Raw genomic sequence first — 18150 nt, 5'->3', positions numbered from 1 at the left:
ATGAAAAATCTTGAATATTACGCGGCGCTGCCAGATTTCATGACCAGGGAGGAGCTTGAAACGGCGTTTGCAGAGTTGTTGGATGAGTTCGAATCAAAAAAAAAGTACAGCGCGCAGCTTATAAAGTCATTGGTGCAACTGAGTGACAGGCAGTGGCATACCTATAGCGTGTTAGACAACAGCCTCAGACAGCGAATTGAACATTGCTTGTTGTCTTTATGGAATGGGCATGATCTGGAACAGGCTGAAGAAGTTATTAGTATAATGGCGAGCTTAGGGCTTGAGGCGATAAAAACTTTCCTGGCCTCACGCTTGCCTAAAGACGTGTCGCCGGAAGTTTTTAATGAGATTTCACTCGCGCTATCTGAGTTTGGTGACTCCGTATCAGACCCATATATTGGTATGCGCTAAATAGCGGCGACACGGTTGCGAATAACTGGCTACTTTTCTAAGGAATATCAATGTTGAAATCCCTGCTGCCTGTCATTGTCCTTTCATTTCTGATGGGCTGTACAAACCACTCAGCTATCAATCAAGAAACCGTCAGCTCGTCCACTACACCTATTGCACATTCATTCGAGCAAGCCATCCAGTTGGCTCGCGCAACGCCGTTGCCGGTTGATCGTGGTCTATTTCCAGAACGCTGGGAGATCGACGCATCTGACCCTCGACTCGAGGTTGGTCAGGCGCCCGGTAACTACCGAGTGTTCGACTTCAAACTGCGCAAGGGCCAAACCTACGTCATCAACGTCATTTCGATGTGCAATAACATGTGTTTCGGTTTTTCGAAAACAATACTGAAACCACGCGTAACGGTAGTCGATTCGCAGGGTAAGCTCGTTGCCAGACCATCTGGAGGGGCAGAATCCCCTGTCAATTGAATGGTCCGGCGTCGCACCTGCGGACGGTAGGTATTTTCTGATTGTCTCTGCAGATAATGAGAAGCCAGGCGCGACGGTGCTTACTGTGAACGCCCCCGTGCCGGGATACACCGGAATGATCGTTCCGGTCGGCATGGCGAGTGCGCCATTCGGGAAAGTTATTGCCTATTTGGGAATTCCCGAAGGTTGAAGTAACTGGAGGTGGATGGATCCCCATAGTCTATGAAAAGGCATAAATGATCAGATAAACAGCCTGCCCGACAACGCCTAAAGACTCTCAGGATCCCCAAAAAACATCTGAATCCGCGACCGCAACCACCGCTCCCCCGGGTCATTATCCTGCGACCCACGCCACGCCATGTGCAGTTCAAAGCTGCGCACCGGCAACGGCGGATCTTCCGCCCGCAACCCACCCGCCGACGTCAACGCCTCAGCCGCATAATCCGGCACGGTCGCCAGAATGTCGGTGCCCGCCAACAACGTCCCCAATCCATTGAACTGCGGCACCGCCAACACCACGTGGCGTTTGCGCTCGAGCTTCTCCAGTTCTTCGTCAATAAACCCACTCAGGTCGCCGGCAAACGACACCAGCGCATGAGGGCGGGCGCAGAAGTCGTCCAGGCTCAGGGAGCCTGGCACGCTGTCTGCGCGTAGCAGTTTGGGCAGGCTGCGACGCAGGACTTTGCGCTTGGCGTTGGCCGGCAGGTCGGCGGTGTAGCTGACGCCGATGGAGATTTCGCCGGAGGCCAGCAGGCCGGGCATGAGGATGTAGTTGACGCGACGCACCACCAGCACGATGCCCGGGGCTTCGGCACGCAGGCGCTTGAGCAATTGCGGCAGCAGGGCGAATTCGACGTCGTCGGACAGGCCGATGCGGAATACGGCGGTGCTGGTGGCCGGGTCGAATTCGGCGGCGCGGCTGACGGCGGTGGAGATCGAGTCCAGGGCCGGGGAGAGCAGTGCGAAGATTTCCACGGCACGGGCCGAGGGCTCCATGCTGCGGCCAGTGCGTACAAACAGCGGGTCATCGAACAGCCCGCGCAGGCGTGACAAGGCCGCGCTGATGGCCGGCTGGCCGAGGAAAAGTTTCTCGGCAGCGCGGGTCACACTGCGCTCATGCATCAAGGTTTCGAATACGATCAAGAGGTTAAGGTCGACACGACGCAGGTCGTTACGGTTCATCTTGTGTCCTGGAAGAGTCAGCAAACTTGACGTGAGCGGCCATCCTGGAACCCTTCAGATTCCATTTAGAAGCATGACCGGCATGAATCTTACGGGTAAAGACTGGTACTCTGCACCGGCTAATTGAGTTTTCCTACGATTGTTGAGGTCGATTCCTCAGTTGCGGAATCAATGACAGGCATGTCGACTATTAACGGCGACCGGTGGTCTTACCCGGAAAGCCCAGATAGAGTTCATGGCATTAGAGGTTACTTTGACGAGGTTTGCGATGTCCCGCACGATCCGTTTTCACAAGTTTGGTCCGGCCGAGGTGCTCAAGTGCGAAGAGCATGTAGCCGCGCAGCCCGCACCGGGCGAAGTGCAGGTGCGTGTCGACGCGATTGGCATCAGCTGGTACGACATTCTCTGGCGCCAGAACCTGGCGTCTTCCCATGCTCGCCTGCCTTCAGGGCTTGGCCATGAGATGGCTGGGGTTGTAGTTGCCCTGGGCGATGGCGTGGATGATTTGGCAGTGGGCGATAAAGTGGCCAGTTTTCCGGCCGAGAGCCCCAATGATTACCCGGTGTATGGCGAGCAGATTGTTTTGCCGCGTTCAGCCCTGACCCGTTATCCGGATGTGTTGAGCCCGATTGAAGCCAGCGTGCACTACACGCCGTTGCTGATTGCTTACTTTGCCTACGTGGACCTGGCGCGGGTCAAGCCCGGCCAGTTTGCCCTGGTGACCGACGCCAGCCATTGTGCCGGCCCGTCTTTTGTACAGCTGGGCAAAGCCCTGGGTGTGCGGGTGATTGCTGCGACCAAAGACAGTGCGGAGCGTGAATACCTGCTGTCCCTGGGCGCCGAAAAAGTCATCGTGACTGAGGAGCAGGACTTGCTGATGCAGATCAACAAGTTCACCGACAACCGCGGTGTCGACGTGGTGTTCGATGGCCTGGGCGGCCCGCAGATGTCGTTGCTGGGGGATGTGTTGGCCCCGCGTGGCAGCTTGGTGCTGTACGGATTGCAAGGCGGCAACCAGACACCATTCCCGGCGTGTGCGGCGTTCCAGAAGAATATCCAGTTCTTCGTGCACTGCATCGGTAACTTCACGGGCAAGCCCGAGTTGGGCATCATTCAGGACCAGGTTGCCTTGCAACGGGCCTTGCGTGACATCAACCAACTGACTGCAGACCGTGTGTTGGTGCCGCTGAAGACCACCGTGTTCCCGTTCAATCAGTTCGTGGAAGCGCACCGCTACATGGACGAATGCCCATGTCGCGAACGAGTTGCGTTGCAAGTCGAAGCTGTTTGAAGCGTAGGAATATTCTTAAACGAGTCTTTCAACCCCGTGGCGTATGGGGCAAATACGCCATTTGGGAAGGCGTAACCTGCGCGTTGCATGACGCGCGCGACCGCCGCCAAGTCCTGTAAACGATACCTTTCTCCCTCACGCCGCCCTGAATCCCAGCGCGGCGTCTTTGTGTGTGCGTCTTGCGCGCGCTGTCGGTTGTCTATCTGAACTGGTTTTTGGCCAGGTTCTGTGTCTGTTAATCATTATTCCAGCCTTGATAATTGTGCTGTCACTGTCATCTCAAGGACTGAGCAATGATTGAATCAACTATTCTAGTGCAGGCACTTCCTGCAACTAATGGCTCTGCATTTACCTGGCATCAGGGTGAAGAGTGTTTTCGGGTGAAATCTCAAATTGTCACCGTGCAAACAGAAACGGTTGGCGTGATTTATTTGTGGGATAGATCTTTTAAATCAGAGTTAAGAGCGTGTAGGAAGTTGTCGGAATCCTCCTAAGGCGCTACCAGGAGCCGCCAAGAGGCCCTGTGTCCGCGCCCTTGCCAGCGCAGGCCCTCTGGAGGGTCAAGCATGCAGTTCAGATCGTCTTGTTACAGGGTGCTAGTGTCTATTTATCGAAAGGCCCCTGTGTCGAGCGACATTCTTACAACCGTAACAGGTCGAGCAGACACGATTATCAGTGGCTCGAAACTTATACTTAAACTCAGGTATTAGAACGATGAGCGCTATTCACGAACAGGCCATGACTTATGTTTATCAGCAAGTCCTGCAACGTTTGATCGGGCACTTCAACCGTGCGGAACGCACCGCACTTCAACTGTTGATCCAGCGTATTGTCGTGGCTGCCGGTGGTATGGAACAAGTGGGTGACTACAAGGTGCTGGTGGCCCATGGAGGCGGCGAAGTCAGCAGTTACACCCTGGCCTTGTTGCGGGCCGCGCAATTGACCATCGCCGGGCGCGCGCCCAGGACGTTCCAGCTGCGGGTCGCCACGTTGCGCCACGCCGGGATGACCCAGGCCAGCTTGGACACACTTCAACGCGGCTACGGCCGACTGTTCTTCCATGACGATCCCAGGGTCGAACTGCTGATGGTGGACAATCAAGAAGTGATGCCATTCAACCATCAGCGCCCGGCATCCGCCCTCGGGCTTGAACTCAGCCAGCGCAACCGGCTGATGGTAGGGCACCTGACGTCCGGGGACATACGCGCCACGCTGTGCAATGACACCTACCTGGCCCTGGGTGACTTCTACCAGCGTGTCACCAGCTACAATGGCGGGGTGCACGCCGTGGTCAGTGGTGACTCCGGACGCAAGCAAAGCCAGTTCCTGGCCTGGCTGAAAAAATCCGCGCAAAGCGCAGGCCTTGTCATCCCCAAGGGCAAGCCTGCGTCGCTTAATGGGCTGTATGCGCGCATGGACGAATGGAGCAACGGTTATTACCGTGAACTGTACGGCGAGCACTATGTCGAGCGTGATGACCGCTGCAAGGGCGGGCATCGTCAGCTGGCCTACATCGGTATTGCCGACTTGCTGGAGAATATCGAGCCGCTTGACAGTAGCCTGCTCAACGACTTCATGGCTTACGCGGCCGATCCCTTGGGTTTTCACTTCAGTAACCCGATGTATGCCAACCCGTTGTTGATGGCCCACCTGCGGGGCCTGCAGGCGGAGTGCCTGAGGGAGTTGGACTATGAAGCGGGTGCTGAAAGCTTCGTCATACAAGCGGCCAACGCCCTGCACGATCGCCAGATTCCGGAACAACTGCTGGCCCAGGCTGCAACGCGGGAGGGGCGTGCGTTGGCGTCCGCCTATGCCCAGCAGTTTTTCGGCGTGGAGGAGGGGGCGCTGGTCTGCCTGCTGTTCTCGCCGTTCATTCATCACGGCGAGCGCCTGGAGGGTTACTTGCGCCAGTGTCACCCGGGCATGCTGGTGGCGTTGCCTGAGTTGCACAAAATACTCCAGGGCAAGCCCGCGGCCGACCTGCTCCAGCAATGGGTGGTCGACACCAGTGGGCTGTCATTGCAGCTGCTTCAGCACCTGTACCGCCAGCGGCCATCGCCGCTGGCCGCCGACCACGGCGCGTGCAGCCATCGCCAGGCGCACTCGACGCCCCCACGCCAAGCGCAGGCCTTCCAGCTGTTCGGGCGATGACTCCGCGCGGCACGCGGCAGGCCGGCTTTGCCTATCAGGCGGTCTATCGCTACATGATCAACCTGATCAATGAGGTCAGTACCGATACCCGGGTGAAACTGCCGTCGCTGCGGCAGTTGTCCGAGCGCCTGAATGTGTCGATTTCCACCATCCAATATGCGTATTCGCTGCTTGAGAAGGAAGGACGGGTCTATTCCGTGGCCAAGTCCGGTTACTACGCCTGGCCACTGGCGGGCAGCCCGGCGACATGGCCGGGGGGGGATTTGCTCGAAAGGCTGTACGTGGCGACTCGTCGGCCGGGGATGGTGGTGCTCAGCGGCGATGAACCCACGCTGCTGGCATCACTGGATGCAACCCTGCTGCGACTGGAACGTGAGCTGGTACGCCAGTACCCACGCCAGTTGCAGCCCTGGTCCCAGCCTTGTGGTGTATGGGAGCTGCGAGCGGCATTGGCGGCCCGTTACACCACCTCGCCGACCCGCTGCTGGCACGCCGACGACGTCTACATTGGCGCCGACCTTCGCGGTGTGCTGGATATTCTCATCGAAGTGCTGGGCTTGCGAGGCACCACGGTGGTGGTCGAGTCGCCGTGCGACTGGCTGATACTGCGGCTCTTGCAGGATGCCGGGGTGCGCGTCATCGAGCTGCCGTGGACCGCTGAGGGGCGGCTCGACCTGGTGCTGCTGGAAGGGCTGCTGCGCGAAGAACCCGTGCACCTGGTGCTGTTGTCGTCCGCCGTCAGCCTGCCGTCGGGGGTGGCCCTGCATCCCCGCGACCGGCTGGACGTCGCGCGGCTACTGGACCAGTACGGTTGCTGGTTGCTGGAGAATGACACGCAGGGCGAGTTGAGCTTCACAGCGGCTCAGGCGCCACTGCGTGAGCTGGTCAACCCGGAGCGGCTGGTTGTGTTTTCATCCTTCGAGAAAGTCCTCGGCCCAGAGGCGCCTTACGGCTATGTACTGTCCCGGCGCATGAGCAGCGAGTTGCAACGCCAGTTCCTGTTGCGTGCGTTCCGGTTGTCGTCCATTCGCCAGCGTGCGATCGCTCGCCTGTACCACAGCGGGCGGATCGACCAGCATGTGCGCAGCTTGCGCCTGTTGTTACAGGAACAGGCCGAGGCGGTCAGGCAGCGCTTGGACCTGCACCTGGGGCAGCAGGTGAGCTATCGCATGCCGGCAGGCGGGGCAGCGTTCTGGTTGAGGGCAGCCCATGCCGTGGATATGCGCCAGGTGTTCCAGTGCATGCTCGCGCAGCAAGTCGTGGTGGCGCCCGGCGAGCTGTTCAGCCTCAGCGGCCTGCATCACCAGCAGTTGCGCATCAGCCATACCTTCCAGGGGCATCCCAACCTGGACATGACCCTGGCTGCCCTGGGCGAGGCCCTGCGGAATGCGCAGGTGGGGTGAGCGCGTGAAATTTCTCTTGTTGATGTAGGATCGATACCGTCGCGCAGCAGTCCAACTCTCAGTAAACTGTCACTTTTTCCGAATCCTTCTTCTTGAGGTTTATGCATGACAATCAGTCCTTTTGCGGGCAAGCCGGCGCCAGCCCAGTTGCTGGTGGATATCCCGCGACTGGTCACGGCCTATTACACGGGCCAGCCTGATGCAGCGATCTCCACCCAACGCGTGGCCTTTGGCACGTCCGGGCACCGTGGCAGCTCGTTCGAGCTGAGCTTCAACGAATGGCATGTGCTCGCCATCAGCCAGGCCATCTGCCTGTACCGCGAAGCCCAGGGCATCAACGGCCCGCTGTTTGTCGGCCTGGACACCCACGCGCTGTCCACGCCTGCCGGTGCCAGCGCCCTGGAAGTGCTGGCCGCCAACGGCGTGCACGTAATGCTGGCCGAAGGTGATGAGTACACGCCGACCCCGGCCATTTCCCACGCCATCATCTGCTACAACCGCGGCCGCACCACTGGCCTGGCGGACGGCATCGTTATCACGCCGTCACATAACCCACCGCAGAGTGGCGGCTACAAGTACAACCCACCCAATGGCGGGCCGGCTGACACCCACGTCACCAAGTGGATCGAAGCCAAAGCCAATGAACTGCTGGCCAACAAGCTCGCCGGCGTCAAGCGCATCACCCACGCGCAGGCCCTCAAGGCCGACACCACCCATCGCCATGACTACCTCAACAGCTACGTGGCCGACCTGGTCAACGTGATCGACATGGACGCGATCCGCAGTGCCGACCTGCGTCTGGGCGTAGACCCGCTGGGCGGAGCAGGGGTGCGCTACTGGTCGGCGATTGCCGAACATTACCGCTTGAACCTGGACGTGGTGAACACTGAAGTCGATTCGACCTTTCGCTTCATGAGCGTCGACTGGGACGGCCAGATCCGCATGGACCCTTCCTCCAGCTACGCCATGCAAGGCCTGATTGGCCTGAAGGAGCGCTTTGACGTGGCCTTCGCCTGCGACCCGGACCACGACCGCCATGGCATCGTGACCCCGTCCGGTGGCCTGTTGGCACCGAACAACTACCTGGCGGTGTCCATCGACTACCTGTTCCAGAACCGTCCTGACTGGCGCGCTGACGCCGCCGTGGGCAAGACCGTGGTCAGCAGCGGCCTGATCGACCGCGTGGCCGCACGCATCGGCCGCCGCCTGTATGAAGTGCCGGTGGGCTTCAAATGGTTTGCCGATGGCCTGTTTGAAGGCTCGCTGGGCTTTGGCGGTGAAGAAAGCGCCGGCGCTTCGTTCCTGCGCAAGGACGGCACCGTCTGGAGCACCGACAAGGACGGCCTGATTCCTGCGTTGCTGGCGGCGGAGATGACTTCGCGCAAAGGCCAGGACCCGAGCCAGATCTACCGTGGCCTGACCGACGCCCTGGGTGAGCCGTTCGCCATTCGTGTCGATGCGAAGGCAACACCGGCGCAGAAAGCCCTGCTGGGCAAGCTGTCGCCGGAGCAAGTCACCTCCACGCAACTGGCCGGGGAAAGCATCCAGCAGATCCTCAGCCACGCGCCGGGCAACAACCAGGCGATTGGCGGCTTGAAAGTGATGACCGAAAATGGCTGGTTTGCCGCGCGGCCATCGGGTACCGAGGACATCTACAAGATCTACGCCGAGAGCTTTATTGGCGAAGACCACCTCAAGCAACTGGTGGAAGAGGCGCAGGTGCTGGTAGACGGTGCTATCTCCCAGTAACACTGCAACATAACCTGTGGGAGCGGCGGTGCGACGATTCGACTTGCTCGCTCCCACATTGGGACAATGTTAGGCCAAGTCGACCAACACGATCTCACTGTCCTCAATCGCCGTCACCCGCAACACCCGTTCATCCTCAATCGCCACGCCGTCTCGAGCTTGCGCACGCAAGCCATTGACTTCAATCACACCGGTCGCCGGCACCAGGTACGCCCGACGCCCGCTATCCAGCACATACTCGGCACTTTCCCCAGCCTTCAGGTTGGCCGCTACCAGGCGTGCATCGGCGCGAATGCGCAGGCTTTCGCTGTCCCCAGACTTGCCACTGGCCAAGGTCACAAAGCCTTCGCGATCACCTTTTGGAAACGGCTTGGCCCCCCAGGAAGGCGGCAGGCCGGCTTCATTCGGGATGATCCAGATCTGGAAGATCTCCGTCGGCGTGGCCTCCAAGTTGTATTCGCTGTGGGCAATGCCGGTGCCTGCGCTCATGACCTGTACGTCGCCGGCCTCGGTGCGGCCTTTATTGCCCAGGTTGTCGGCATGGCTGATGGCGCCTTTGCGCACGTAGGTGATGATTTCCATGTCGCGATGCGGGTGCTGCGGGAAGCCGGTGCCGGGGGCGATGATGTCGTCGTTCCACACCCGCAGGTTGCCCCAGTGCATACGCTTGGGGTCATGGTATTCGGCGAACGAAAAATGGTGATGAGCGTCAAGCCAGCCATGGTGGGCGCCGCCCAGGGAGTTGAAAGGTCGAAGTTCAAGCATGATCGTCTCCAGTTGATGGCATCTATGATCCAACAGCCCTAGATCGATAAAAAGCGTAAAAACTTCCGTGTTCCTATCGGTTCTCTCGATGAGTTGCCGGCGTTTTGACTTTCACTTCATCGCCTAACTGCATGACAGCAAAGCAATTGGCTGGAACTGCGCGCGGTTTCCGGCGACCATGGCGCACTCTTCAAAGCCAAGCTCATCGAAGGAGTCCGCGTGCCGCAACAACAGCCTGATCTGCCCCCTGAACTGCGCCCACTGGCCGAAATGCCCCTGCTCAAGCGGCTGGCCGCGCGCCTGTTTGGTCATGGTCTGACGCGCTTGCGGGCGCAGCACCGTTTTTCGTGGCTGCACGGGCAGGCGGATGGGTTCCGCAGTGGGCATGAAGCCGGCGTGGAATATGGTTACCGCGAGGGCAAGGCCGATGGCATCGAGGAAGGGCGCCAGGTCCTGTTGATCCGTGACTTTCGTCCCGAGGAGCACCGTGCCCCCGGCGTTGACGACAGCTTGTTCGATGACTGGCGCCTGCCCCTGACCGCTGAGATCAAGAAACGTATCAAGGCTGACGTGGCGCGCCTGCTGCCGGCCCATGCCCAGCCCAGTGCTGCGCAGTGGAAGATGATCTTCAGTGACACGCCCTCGACCTCCGTGATTGCCGGCGCGGGTGCCGGCAAGTCCACCTCGCTGGTGCTGCGCATCCTGTTGCTGACCCATTACCTGGGGTTTGAGCTGAACTCGATGACCGTGGTGACCTTCACCCGTGAGTCACGCAAGGATTTCATCAATAAGCTCATGGAAGTTCTCAGCCTGTGGGGCCAACCCCTTGGCATGAAAGAAGCCCAGGCCGTGGTGCGTACCTTTCACTCGCGGATTCTGCCCATGGTGCGCAGCCTGCCGGGCTTCGAGCGGCTACAGGCCTTCGAGACCCTGAGTGCCGGTTTCGAAGACGCCGACAGCAATCCGTTCGATCTGCGTATCAGCGATGCCCAGCGTCAACAGATGAATGCCTGCTATCACCGGCTCTATGGCCAGCATGCACGTTTTCGCGAGCTGATTGCGCCGCTGGCCCGACATGGCTTGCAACTCAAGGAGCTGGAGCGCGACCACCCCGACGTGCAAAAACGCATGGCGGTGACCGAACTGGCTGCCCAGCGTGATGAAGAACTCTGTGATGTGATCGAAGACCTGTGGTTCAGGGCCGGTGCCTGGCCAATCAAAGGCATTGAACCCAATCGTCAGACCGTCGAGATCAATGGCGCGCAGTTCCACTGTCACGGGTACATCCCTGAGCTGGACGCCTGGGTGGTGCTGGGTTTCGATCCCCGCGAAAACGCCCAGATCAGTCGTCCCAACTCGAAACTGTCGGTGCGTGCAGAGTGGGCGGTGAAACGCACCTTGTTTCAAGCTTTCTGTCGTAAGCCATTGATATGGCTAGATAGTTATGAGTCATCAAAACGGTTATTAAACAGCTTGGCCGGTGACGCCACAGCGGGGCCTGGCTTTGATTACAAGGTCAAGGGCGAGCTGGCCTCGGCGCCGCTGCTGGACAGTTTTGTGATGGCGGCAGGCTTTATCGAGAACCTCGGCCTCGACGTCCCCACCGCCGTCGGCCAGATGAGTTTTGCCAAGGACGACCCTGATCGGTTCTTCTTCGAGGCCCTGAGCATTTTCTGGAAGGCCCTGGAAGCCCATTTGCTCGACCAGTCGCCGCCGATCATGACCTATAACCGCATGTTTTCGCTGTTTGGTGAGAACACCCCGGAAAACCTCAAGCTGCTCAGCGATCCGCTGTTGCGGCCGATGTCGCACCTGATGATCGACGAGTTCCAGGACGTGTCCCCGCAGATCGTCTCGTGGATTCGCGCCAGCCTGCGGGAAATCCGCAGCCGGGGCCCGGCCATGCATGTAGGGCGCGGGGCGCAACGCTCTTCGTTGCTGTGCGTGGGGGACGACTGGCAGTCGATCTACGGCTGGCGTGGCAGCTCGCCCCAGTACTTCATGGAATTCAACAAGGAATTCCCGTCGCCAGGCACCACCCGCGTGATGTTGAGCGAAAACTACCGCAGCCATCAGCACATCATCGATGCGGCCGAACATATCGTGCGGGCAGCGCCGGCGATACCCGGCAAAAAGGCCAAGGCCAGTGGCGAGCCCAAGGCATTGGTACCGGTTACCGTGCTTGAGCGGGATGATGCGGCGCTGGGGCGCCTGGTGCTTGCGCACTATGAACGCGGCGATTCAGTGTTAATGCTGTATCGGAAAAGTAGCGATAAGTCATTGATAGAAGAGCATATTCAAGCTGTAGTTAATGTGGATTCTAGCTTGCCGGCCGGGTCTCGTCGGCTCAAGCAGTTGACCTATCACAGTGCCAAGGGCCTGCAGGCGGACGCGGTGTTCCTGTTGGGCGATTGCCAGCACGTCACCCGCTCGCCGTACAAGAACCAGGTCTACCGCATGGCGGGCTTGGGCAAGGACGGCGACAGCGAACCCTACGACAATGCGCAAAAAGACGAAGTGCTGCGCCTGGCCTACGTCGGCATTACCCGGGCGGTGAGCCACTGCTATTGGTATGTAGAAAAGCCGGAAGGCCAGGGCGTGAATGTGCCCCGTGCATCGGAGCGGGTCGACGGCAAAAAAGCCTTCTTCGACGATCAACGCAGCTAATGCTTTGTTAACGCGATTGAAAATGTGGGAGCAAGCCCGCTCCCACATTTAGAAATTAGTCATCCGATAAGTCTGAGTCACGCCCGCAGAGACTGCGGCGGAATGAACGACTCCAGCTCATCCTCCACTGCCTCGATGATGCGCTCCACATCGGCCGCATTCATCACGGTGGCGCAGGGGATGCCGGCGATGGCGATCAGCGTTTCGCCACTGGCGCGGTCGAACAAACGGGCAACCATGCTGCCGGGGGCGTCCATGCTCCCCTCGAAGCCCATCGGATGAAAATGCCAGCGCATCAGTTGGCAGGCGTTGGGAAACGTCACTTTGTTCATGTTGCCCACCTTGTTCATTGAGCGCTTCCTTTAGCTCGCGGCAGGGGGCCATGACCTTCACTGGTCGTGGCGTTGAAGACCCTCAAAATAGCATTCGTTCCTAACACTGCGGTGACTTTTTTCGCCCCGTTCGGCGGTTCTTTTCCATGAAATTGACGTGGGTCATGTCCTACCCAAAGCTAGGCAAAAGGCCATTAGTCAGAAGTGCCAATTGGCCATTGAAGGCCCCGGTAAAATTCGGCAATCTCCAGGGTTTACCCGCCGCCGAGCCTTCCATGCCTGACATCGCCTCAGACGATGATTGCCAGAACACCCAAGCCACCGGCGACCTGGTGCTGCGCCACAGCCTCTGCTGGCGCCATCGCGACCTGGACGGGGTGATGTCCTATTACCACCCGGACATCCAGTACCACGATTTCTTCCAGAACCGCGTGGTGGGGTATGCCGAGTTGCGCGAGTACCTGCAAGCCAGCATGCCCCGTGGCGTCGATGAAGCAATCGAGCACACCGACCGTATCCGTGCCGACGGCGATACCGCGTTTATCCAGTACCGCATCACCTTGCGCGGCGGCCAGGGGCTGGTGTCGTTTCGTACCAGCGAGGCCATCACCGTGCGCGACGGCCTGATCTGGCGGGTCAACGAATACGCGTCCCTGGTGCATGAACAGCCCGCCCAGACGATGCGCCCCACGGTCAGCCGCCTGGGCCTGTCGCCCCAGCAATTGGGGCATATGGCCAATGACCTGCAGCACTATTTCCAGCAACAGCAACCCTACCTGGACCCGGAGCTGGACCTGCAACGGGTGGCGAAGGAATGTGGCTACAGCCGCAATCAGATTTCCTACCTGCTGAACCAGGTGCTGGGGCAGAGCTTCTACCGCTACGTCAACCAGGCTCGGCTCCAGCATTTGCTCGCCGCCCTGGATAAAGCCGCGCCACCGATCAAGGTCGATGACCTGGCGTTTGCAGCCGGTTTCAATTCGCTGTCGGCGTTCTATAGCGCGTTTCGCCAGCACACGGGCCAGTCGCCCAAGGCCTACGTCAAACAAATTTCTTTGCGTGCACGCGCGCAAGACAGCCCCTGACACCGCGCTCTAGCATCCCCCTATCGAAACGAGGTAGGGGAGCTTGGCATGCCGGCATGGCGCAATATCAGTTTATGGATGGACCAGCTGGACGACCCGCTGGTGGCGCGGCCGTCCCTTGAGCAGGACCTGGATGTCAACGTGGCCATTATCGGCGCCGGCTATACCGGCCTGTGGACCGCCTATTACCTGAAGCGCCAGGCCCCCGAACTGAAGATTGCGATCATCGAGGCACAGACTGCCGGGTTCGGCGCGTCCGGGCGCAACGGTGGCTGGCTGATGGGCAACCTGCTGGGTGAAGACCGGCTGTTGGCGGGCCTTTCGCCGCAACAGCGGCGCGCCTCGTTTGACCTGCTGCACGGCATTCCCGATGAGGTGGCCCAAGTGCTGGCCCGCGAGGGCATCGAGTGTGACTACCGCAAGGGCGGCGCCTTGTACTGCGCCGCGCGCTACCCGGAGCAGGAAGGCAGCCTGCGCCGTTACCTGGACAAGCTTCACGCCCAAGGCCTCACCGAGGACGATTATCGCTGGCTCAGCCCGCAGCAATTGGCCGAACAGATCCGCATCGCCAAGCCTTATGGCGGTATCTATGCACCCCATGTCGCCACCATCCACCCCGCCAAGCTGGTGCGCGGCCTGGCGCGGGCGGTGGAGCGCCTGGGCGTAACGATCTACGAAAACAGCCCGGTGACCCATTGGCAGTCCGGCAGCCTGCGCACGGTCAAGGCGAGTGTGCGCGCCGCGTGGGTGGTGCCGGCCGTCGAAGGGTATGCAAACACGTTGCCGCCATTGGGGCGCTATCAGTTGCCGGTGCAGAGCTTGATCGTCGCCACCGAGCCGCTGCCCGCCAGCACCTGGGATGAAATCGGCCTGAGCCATGGCCAGGCGTTCGGCGAGAGCAGCCGGCAGGTCACCTACGGCCAGCGTTCAGCCGACAACCGCCTGGTGTTTGGTGCCCGTGGCGGCTATCAGTTCGCCGGCAAGTTGCGCCACAACTTCGATCTGACCGACAGCGAGGTCGAGCTGCGTCGCTACCTGTTCGGCGAACTCTTCCCACAGCTCAAAAAGGTGCGGATTACCCACTCCTGGGGCGGCAACCTGGGCATGTCGCGCAACTTCCGTCCGCACATGCTGTGCGACCACAAGACCGGCATCGCGCTGTCCGGTGGTTATGGCGGGGAGGGCGTCGGCGCCACCAACCTGGGTGGGCGCACCCTGGCCGACCTGATCCTGGGCCTGGACACGCCGCTGACCCACCAGCCATGGGTCATCCGCGAACGGGGCCTGGAGGCGCTCAAGGCCTGGGAGCCCGAGCCGTGCCGGTGGCTGGGTTACAACGCGATCATTCGCAGTTTTGTCCATGAAGACCAGGTGTTGGCCAACCCCAACACCGCCCCCTGGCGCCGCAAACTGGCGACCGGCGTGGCCGGGTTCATGGAAGGTTTCATGCACTAAGTCGTTTCACTCACACGGGAAAGCCCATGAGCATCACTCAATTCAAAGACACGCTGAACGCCCACTTGCCCGACTCGTCACCGGTGGCCGTGCCCTTGGGCGAGCCCATCGCCGTGGCCTCGACCTTGAGCGTTGAGCGCAGCGACGGCGTCGAAACCGGCATCTGGGAATGCACCCCGGGCGTCTGGCGTCGGCAGATCAAATCCCAGGAGTTTTGCCACTTTATCCAGGGCCGCTGCACCTTCACCCCTGACAACGGTGAAATTGTTCACATAGAAGCCGGCGACGCACTGATGTTGCCGGCCAACAGCACCGGGATCTGGGACATCCAGGAAACCGTACGCAAGACCTACGTATTGATCCTGTAACGCTTTGATCCTTGATCGCCTGCCATAAAAACAGCCCTAAAACCGCCAGGAAATCGAACCATGAAAGCCATTGCCCTGTTGCCCTTGATGTTGGTGGCCTCTATCAGCCAGGCCGCCGAGACGGTGAAGATCTACAACTGGTCGGACTACATCGCACCGGACACCACCAAGAACTTCCAGAAAGAAACCGGCATCGCCTTTACCTACGACGTGTACGACAGCAACGAAACCCTCGACGGCAAGTTGATGACCGGTAAATCCGGTTATGACGTGGTGTTTCCGTCCAACCACTTCATGGCCCGGCAGATCCAGGGCGGGGCGCTGAAAAAGCTCGACAAGAGCCAGTTGCCCAACTGGAAAAACCTCAACCCGGTATTGCTCAAGGCCCTGGAAACCAACGACCCGGGCAATGCCCATGGCTTCCCGTACCTGTGGGGCAGTACCGGCATCGGCTACAACATCGACAAGGTCAAGGCGGTACTGGGCGACAACGCGCCGGTGGATTCCTGGGACCTGATCTTCAAGCCCGAGAACATGGCCAAGTTGCAGAAGTGCGGCGTGGCAATCCTCGACAACGGCCCGGAGCTGCTGCCGGCCGCGCTGAACTACCTGGGCTTGCCGCACCACAGCAAGAAGGCCGAGGACTACAAGAAAGCTGAAGACCTGCTGATGAAAGTGCGGCCGTACGTGGCGTACTTCCACTCCTCGAAGTACACCGCTGACCTGGCCAATGGCGACATCTGCGTGGCCGTGGGCTTCTCCGGTGACATCCTGCAGGCTGAAAGTCGCGCCAAGGAAGCCAAGAACGGCGTGAACATCGGCTACAACATTCCCAAGGAAGGCGCCGCGATCTGGTTCGACATGGTCGCCATGCCCGCCGACGCCCCCGACGAAAAAGCCGGCTACGCCTTCATGAACTACCTGCTGCGCCCGGAAGTCATGGCCAGCATCACCAACTACGTACACTACGCCAACGGCAACGCCGCCGCCGACAGCCTGGTAGACCCGGCCATCAAGGCCGACACCAAGGTGTACCCGAGCCCGGACATGATGGGCAAGCTGTTCGCGCTGGAAGCGATGCCGCTGAACATCGACCGGATTCGTACACGGGTGTGGAACACCATCCGTACGGGTCGCTGAGGTTGGATGTCACCCCGCCAAACCCGTAGGAGCCCGGTTTGCCGGCGATAGCGCCCGCAAGATCGCCATCGCCGGCAAGCCGGACTCCTACAGGTCGTGGGGTGTCAGGGGTTTTCCAGGTCATGCCCCAACGACTGGATAAACAAAGAAAACAGATCCGGCTGTGCATCGCGTGCAGATGCATCTGCGACAATGGCTATAAGTAATCCACTTTTTATACTGCCATTTCTGACAGGTTCTTTTTTTTAGTTTTCCCCCTATTTTATTCACTCGTCGTTTCAGCACACAGCTAGGGGTGAGATATGAATAGGACAGCTTTAGAAAAAGTACTCAACACTGACGGGTTCATCGGGTCATGGGCTGGGGTGATAACCGATCCCGACGAGACCACCAGGCACGTTCAATCCGCTACGGTCTACCATGACCAGCAATTCGGAGAGGAGCGGTGTATCGGACAACAAGGTACTGAGGACAGGTGGCAAGCTTTCCAGGTGACACTCGCAGGTGATACTCCCAGTGGCTTGCTCAGCTTGGGAGATGGCAAGCTTCTGGGAATGTATTACAAACCTTTTGAATCGCCTGACTCCGAGCCGGCAGGGGAAGGCTCTGCCGTGTTTTCCAGAGGAAGTAACGGTTTGCTAAGCCTTACCGGGGTGACTTTCAAGTCAGCCAAAGGTCGACGGGTTGACTGTAACCTGATCATAGAGGGCCAGGCTGATTAAGGGATGGGCGTCGAGGCTGATCATCACTAGGATTCGCGTATCAAAGCCTGTCGTCTTCGATGATCCAGACTCGCTCGTTCAGGGATTCTCCAGGTCATGCCCCAACGACTGGATAAACAACGAAAACAGCTCCGGCTGTGACGAAATATCCAGCTTCGCGTACAAGTGCCGACGGTGCACCTTCACCGTGTCCGGCGAGATATTCAGGCGTTCGGCCATGGCCTTGGATGAAAACCCGCGCAATACCAGCCGCGCCACTTCCAGTTCGCGGTCCGACAGCACGCCACAGCCGAAATGACTCAACGCATCGCGGATCTGGCTGTCCATCGCTGCGGGGCGTTGGGTGCTTTGCTGCCAATGCTGCTGCATCAACGGCAATACCCAATTCGCCACCGTAGTCATCAGCCCGGTCTCTTCGGCACTGAACCGCCGCTGCATGCCCAATGACAACGACAAGGTGCCCGCACCCGGCAGTTGCAGGATGAACTGCACCTCGTCTTCCAGCACGTTGTCGTGGAAGTAATTGAGGAAGTACTCACTCTGGCGAAAATGGTCCGGCGCGACTTCCTCCAGGCGGTACACGCCGCTGGCATAACCCTCGCGGCAGGCCTGGAAAAATGGGTCGAGCAAATACAGGCCATTGAGGTACACCAGCATCGACGCCGGCTTGCTGCTGGGCTGGGCGTCATACTCTTCCAGGGCCTGGGGCGGGCCGTCGGCCGGGTAGAAAATCGCCAGGGCGTTATCGAATGGCAGGCAGTGGTGCAACAACAGCACCATCTGTTTCCAGAACCGCTCGGTGCCGATGTGCGCAACGGTGCGCCCCAACCCGGCATGCAGGCCGACTTCTTGAAACAGGCTCATGTGACAGGCTCCCGCCAACCCAAAGATCGGCCAAGGGTTCGGCTTTTGCCGGGTGGCGTCAAGGGGAGTACGCCAATAGGGGAATTGGCTGACAT

15 protein-coding genes are annotated in these 18150 nt (G+C 59.6%); 11 read left to right on the top strand and 4 right to left on the bottom strand.

Going from position 1 to position 18150, the window contains the following annotated elements; genetic code table 11:
* Positions 1-411: a hypothetical protein gene (locus tag ACVWVP_RS12740; protein ID WP_178923849.1), complete on the top strand. Its 411-nt coding sequence runs from the start codon at positions 1-3 to the stop codon at positions 409-411.
* A gap of 50 nt (positions 412-461) precedes the next feature.
* On the top strand, positions 462-881 hold the full coding sequence (locus ACVWVP_RS12735; protein WP_457406264.1) for a hypothetical protein: 420 nt from the start codon (positions 462-464) through the stop codon (positions 879-881).
* A 267-nt stretch (positions 882-1148) separates the two neighbouring features.
* Here the strand turns inward: ACVWVP_RS12735 and ACVWVP_RS12730 are convergent, their stop codons facing one another.
* Positions 1149-2063, bottom strand: coding sequence for a LysR substrate-binding domain-containing protein (locus tag ACVWVP_RS12730; RefSeq protein ID WP_105696920.1), 915 nt, complete (start codon positions 2061-2063; stop codon positions 1149-1151).
* Between the two features lie 268 nt (positions 2064-2331).
* On the opposite strand from ACVWVP_RS12730, the gene ACVWVP_RS12725 reads away from it, so the two are divergent.
* From ACVWVP_RS12725 to pgm, 4 genes are all read left to right on the top strand, one after another.
* Positions 2332-3354 (top strand): zinc-dependent alcohol dehydrogenase family protein, encoded by a 1023-nt coding sequence (locus ACVWVP_RS12725; protein ID WP_071483319.1) that lies wholly within the window; start codon positions 2332-2334, stop codon positions 3352-3354.
* Positions 3355-4068: 714 nt separating this feature from the next.
* The gene (locus tag ACVWVP_RS12720; protein WP_178923853.1) at positions 4069-5505 is read left to right on the top strand and encodes a hypothetical protein; all 1437 of its coding nucleotides are present in this window, start codon (positions 4069-4071) and stop codon (positions 5503-5505) included.
* Positions 5502-6908: an aminotransferase-like domain-containing protein gene (locus tag ACVWVP_RS12715; protein WP_457406261.1), complete on the top strand. Its 1407-nt coding sequence runs from the start codon at positions 5502-5504 to the stop codon at positions 6906-6908. The genes ACVWVP_RS12720 and ACVWVP_RS12715 overlap by 4 nt, the downstream gene beginning before the upstream one ends.
* 105 nt (positions 6909-7013) lie before the next feature.
* Entirely contained in the window at positions 7014-8657 is a 1644-nt protein-coding gene (gene pgm / locus ACVWVP_RS12710; protein ID WP_259171332.1) for a phosphoglucomutase (alpha-D-glucose-1,6-bisphosphate-dependent), read from the top strand.
* A 69-nt stretch (positions 8658-8726) separates the two neighbouring features.
* Here the strand turns inward: pgm and ACVWVP_RS12705 are convergent, their stop codons facing one another.
* Positions 8727-9422: a pirin family protein gene (locus ACVWVP_RS12705; RefSeq protein ID WP_457406257.1), complete on the bottom strand. Its 696-nt coding sequence runs from the start codon at positions 9420-9422 to the stop codon at positions 8727-8729.
* A gap of 219 nt (positions 9423-9641) precedes the next feature.
* Here ACVWVP_RS12705 and ACVWVP_RS12700 point away from each other — a divergent pair, with 219 nt between their 5' ends.
* Positions 9642-12089, top strand: coding sequence for a UvrD-helicase domain-containing protein (locus tag ACVWVP_RS12700; protein WP_457406255.1), 2448 nt, complete (start codon positions 9642-9644; stop codon positions 12087-12089).
* 77 nt (positions 12090-12166) lie between these two features.
* Here ACVWVP_RS12700 and ACVWVP_RS12695 read toward each other — a convergent pair whose 3' ends face one another.
* The gene (locus ACVWVP_RS12695; RefSeq protein ID WP_176998330.1) at positions 12167-12439 is read right to left on the bottom strand and encodes a DUF1652 domain-containing protein; all 273 of its coding nucleotides are present in this window, start codon (positions 12437-12439) and stop codon (positions 12167-12169) included.
* Positions 12440-12696: 257 nt separating this feature from the next.
* On the opposite strand from ACVWVP_RS12695, the gene ACVWVP_RS12690 reads away from it, so the two are divergent.
* Genes ACVWVP_RS12690 through ACVWVP_RS12675 form a run of 4 tightly spaced genes read left to right on the top strand, consistent with a single transcriptional unit; the run spans position 12697 to position 16469 of the window.
* Complete coding sequence (locus tag ACVWVP_RS12690; RefSeq protein WP_178924851.1) at positions 12697-13506, top strand: helix-turn-helix transcriptional regulator; 810 nt, start codon at positions 12697-12699, stop codon at positions 13504-13506.
* Positions 13507-13554: 48 nt separating this feature from the next.
* Positions 13555-14961 carry an NAD(P)/FAD-dependent oxidoreductase gene (locus ACVWVP_RS12685; protein ID WP_457406251.1) on the top strand — a complete coding sequence of 469 codons (1407 nt, stop codon included), beginning with the start codon at positions 13555-13557 and terminating at the stop codon, positions 14959-14961.
* Positions 14962-14987: 26 nt separating this feature from the next.
* Positions 14988-15329 (top strand): cupin domain-containing protein, encoded by a 342-nt coding sequence (locus tag ACVWVP_RS12680; RefSeq protein WP_176998327.1) that lies wholly within the window; start codon positions 14988-14990, stop codon positions 15327-15329.
* A gap of 60 nt (positions 15330-15389) precedes the next feature.
* Positions 15390-16469, top strand: a complete 1080-nt coding sequence (locus tag ACVWVP_RS12675) for a polyamine ABC transporter substrate-binding protein (protein ID WP_178924855.1) — start codon at positions 15390-15392, stop codon at positions 16467-16469.
* An 800-nt stretch (positions 16470-17269) separates the two neighbouring features.
* Here ACVWVP_RS12675 and ACVWVP_RS12670 read toward each other — a convergent pair.
* On the bottom strand, positions 17270-18055 hold the full coding sequence (locus ACVWVP_RS12670; protein ID WP_457406247.1) for a response regulator transcription factor: 786 nt from the start codon (positions 18053-18055) through the stop codon (positions 17270-17272).
* Positions 18056-18150: the final 95 nt, after the last annotated feature.

It is taken from the genome of Pseudomonas sp. TE24901, from assembly GCF_054058375.1.
Note: the sequence above shows the minus strand (reverse complement) of the source record. Positions and strands in the feature narration are given on the sequence as shown.

Coding starts and splice junctions, on each gene's coding strand:
- ACVWVP_RS12720 (WP_178923853.1), top strand. CDS start 4,069: ATGAGCGCTATTCACGAACAGGCCATGACTTATGTTTATCAGCAAGTC.
- ACVWVP_RS12715 (WP_457406261.1), top strand. CDS start 5,502: ATGACTCCGCGCGGCACGCGGCAGGCCGGCTTTGCCTATCAGGCGGTC.
- ACVWVP_RS12690 (WP_178924851.1), top strand. CDS start 12,697: ATGCCTGACATCGCCTCAGACGATGATTGCCAGAACACCCAAGCCACC.
- ACVWVP_RS12740 (WP_178923849.1), top strand. CDS start 1: ATGAAAAATCTTGAATATTACGCGGCGCTGCCAGATTTCATGACCAGG.
- pgm (WP_259171332.1), top strand. CDS start 7,014: ATGACAATCAGTCCTTTTGCGGGCAAGCCGGCGCCAGCCCAGTTGCTG.
- ACVWVP_RS12695 (WP_176998330.1), bottom strand. CDS start 12,439: ATGAACAAGGTGGGCAACATGAACAAAGTGACGTTTCCCAACGCCTGC.
- ACVWVP_RS12670 (WP_457406247.1), bottom strand. CDS start 18,055: ATGAGCCTGTTTCAAGAAGTCGGCCTGCATGCCGGGTTGGGGCGCACC.
- ACVWVP_RS12730 (WP_105696920.1), bottom strand. CDS start 2,063: ATGAACCGTAACGACCTGCGTCGTGTCGACCTTAACCTCTTGATCGTA.
- ACVWVP_RS12725 (WP_071483319.1), top strand. CDS start 2,332: ATGTCCCGCACGATCCGTTTTCACAAGTTTGGTCCGGCCGAGGTGCTC.
- ACVWVP_RS12685 (WP_457406251.1), top strand. CDS start 13,555: ATGCCGGCATGGCGCAATATCAGTTTATGGATGGACCAGCTGGACGAC.
- ACVWVP_RS12735 (WP_457406264.1), top strand. CDS start 462: ATGTTGAAATCCCTGCTGCCTGTCATTGTCCTTTCATTTCTGATGGGC.
- ACVWVP_RS12675 (WP_178924855.1), top strand. CDS start 15,390: ATGAAAGCCATTGCCCTGTTGCCCTTGATGTTGGTGGCCTCTATCAGC.
- ACVWVP_RS12705 (WP_457406257.1), bottom strand. CDS start 9,422: ATGCTTGAACTTCGACCTTTCAACTCCCTGGGCGGCGCCCACCATGGC.
- ACVWVP_RS12680 (WP_176998327.1), top strand. CDS start 14,988: ATGAGCATCACTCAATTCAAAGACACGCTGAACGCCCACTTGCCCGAC.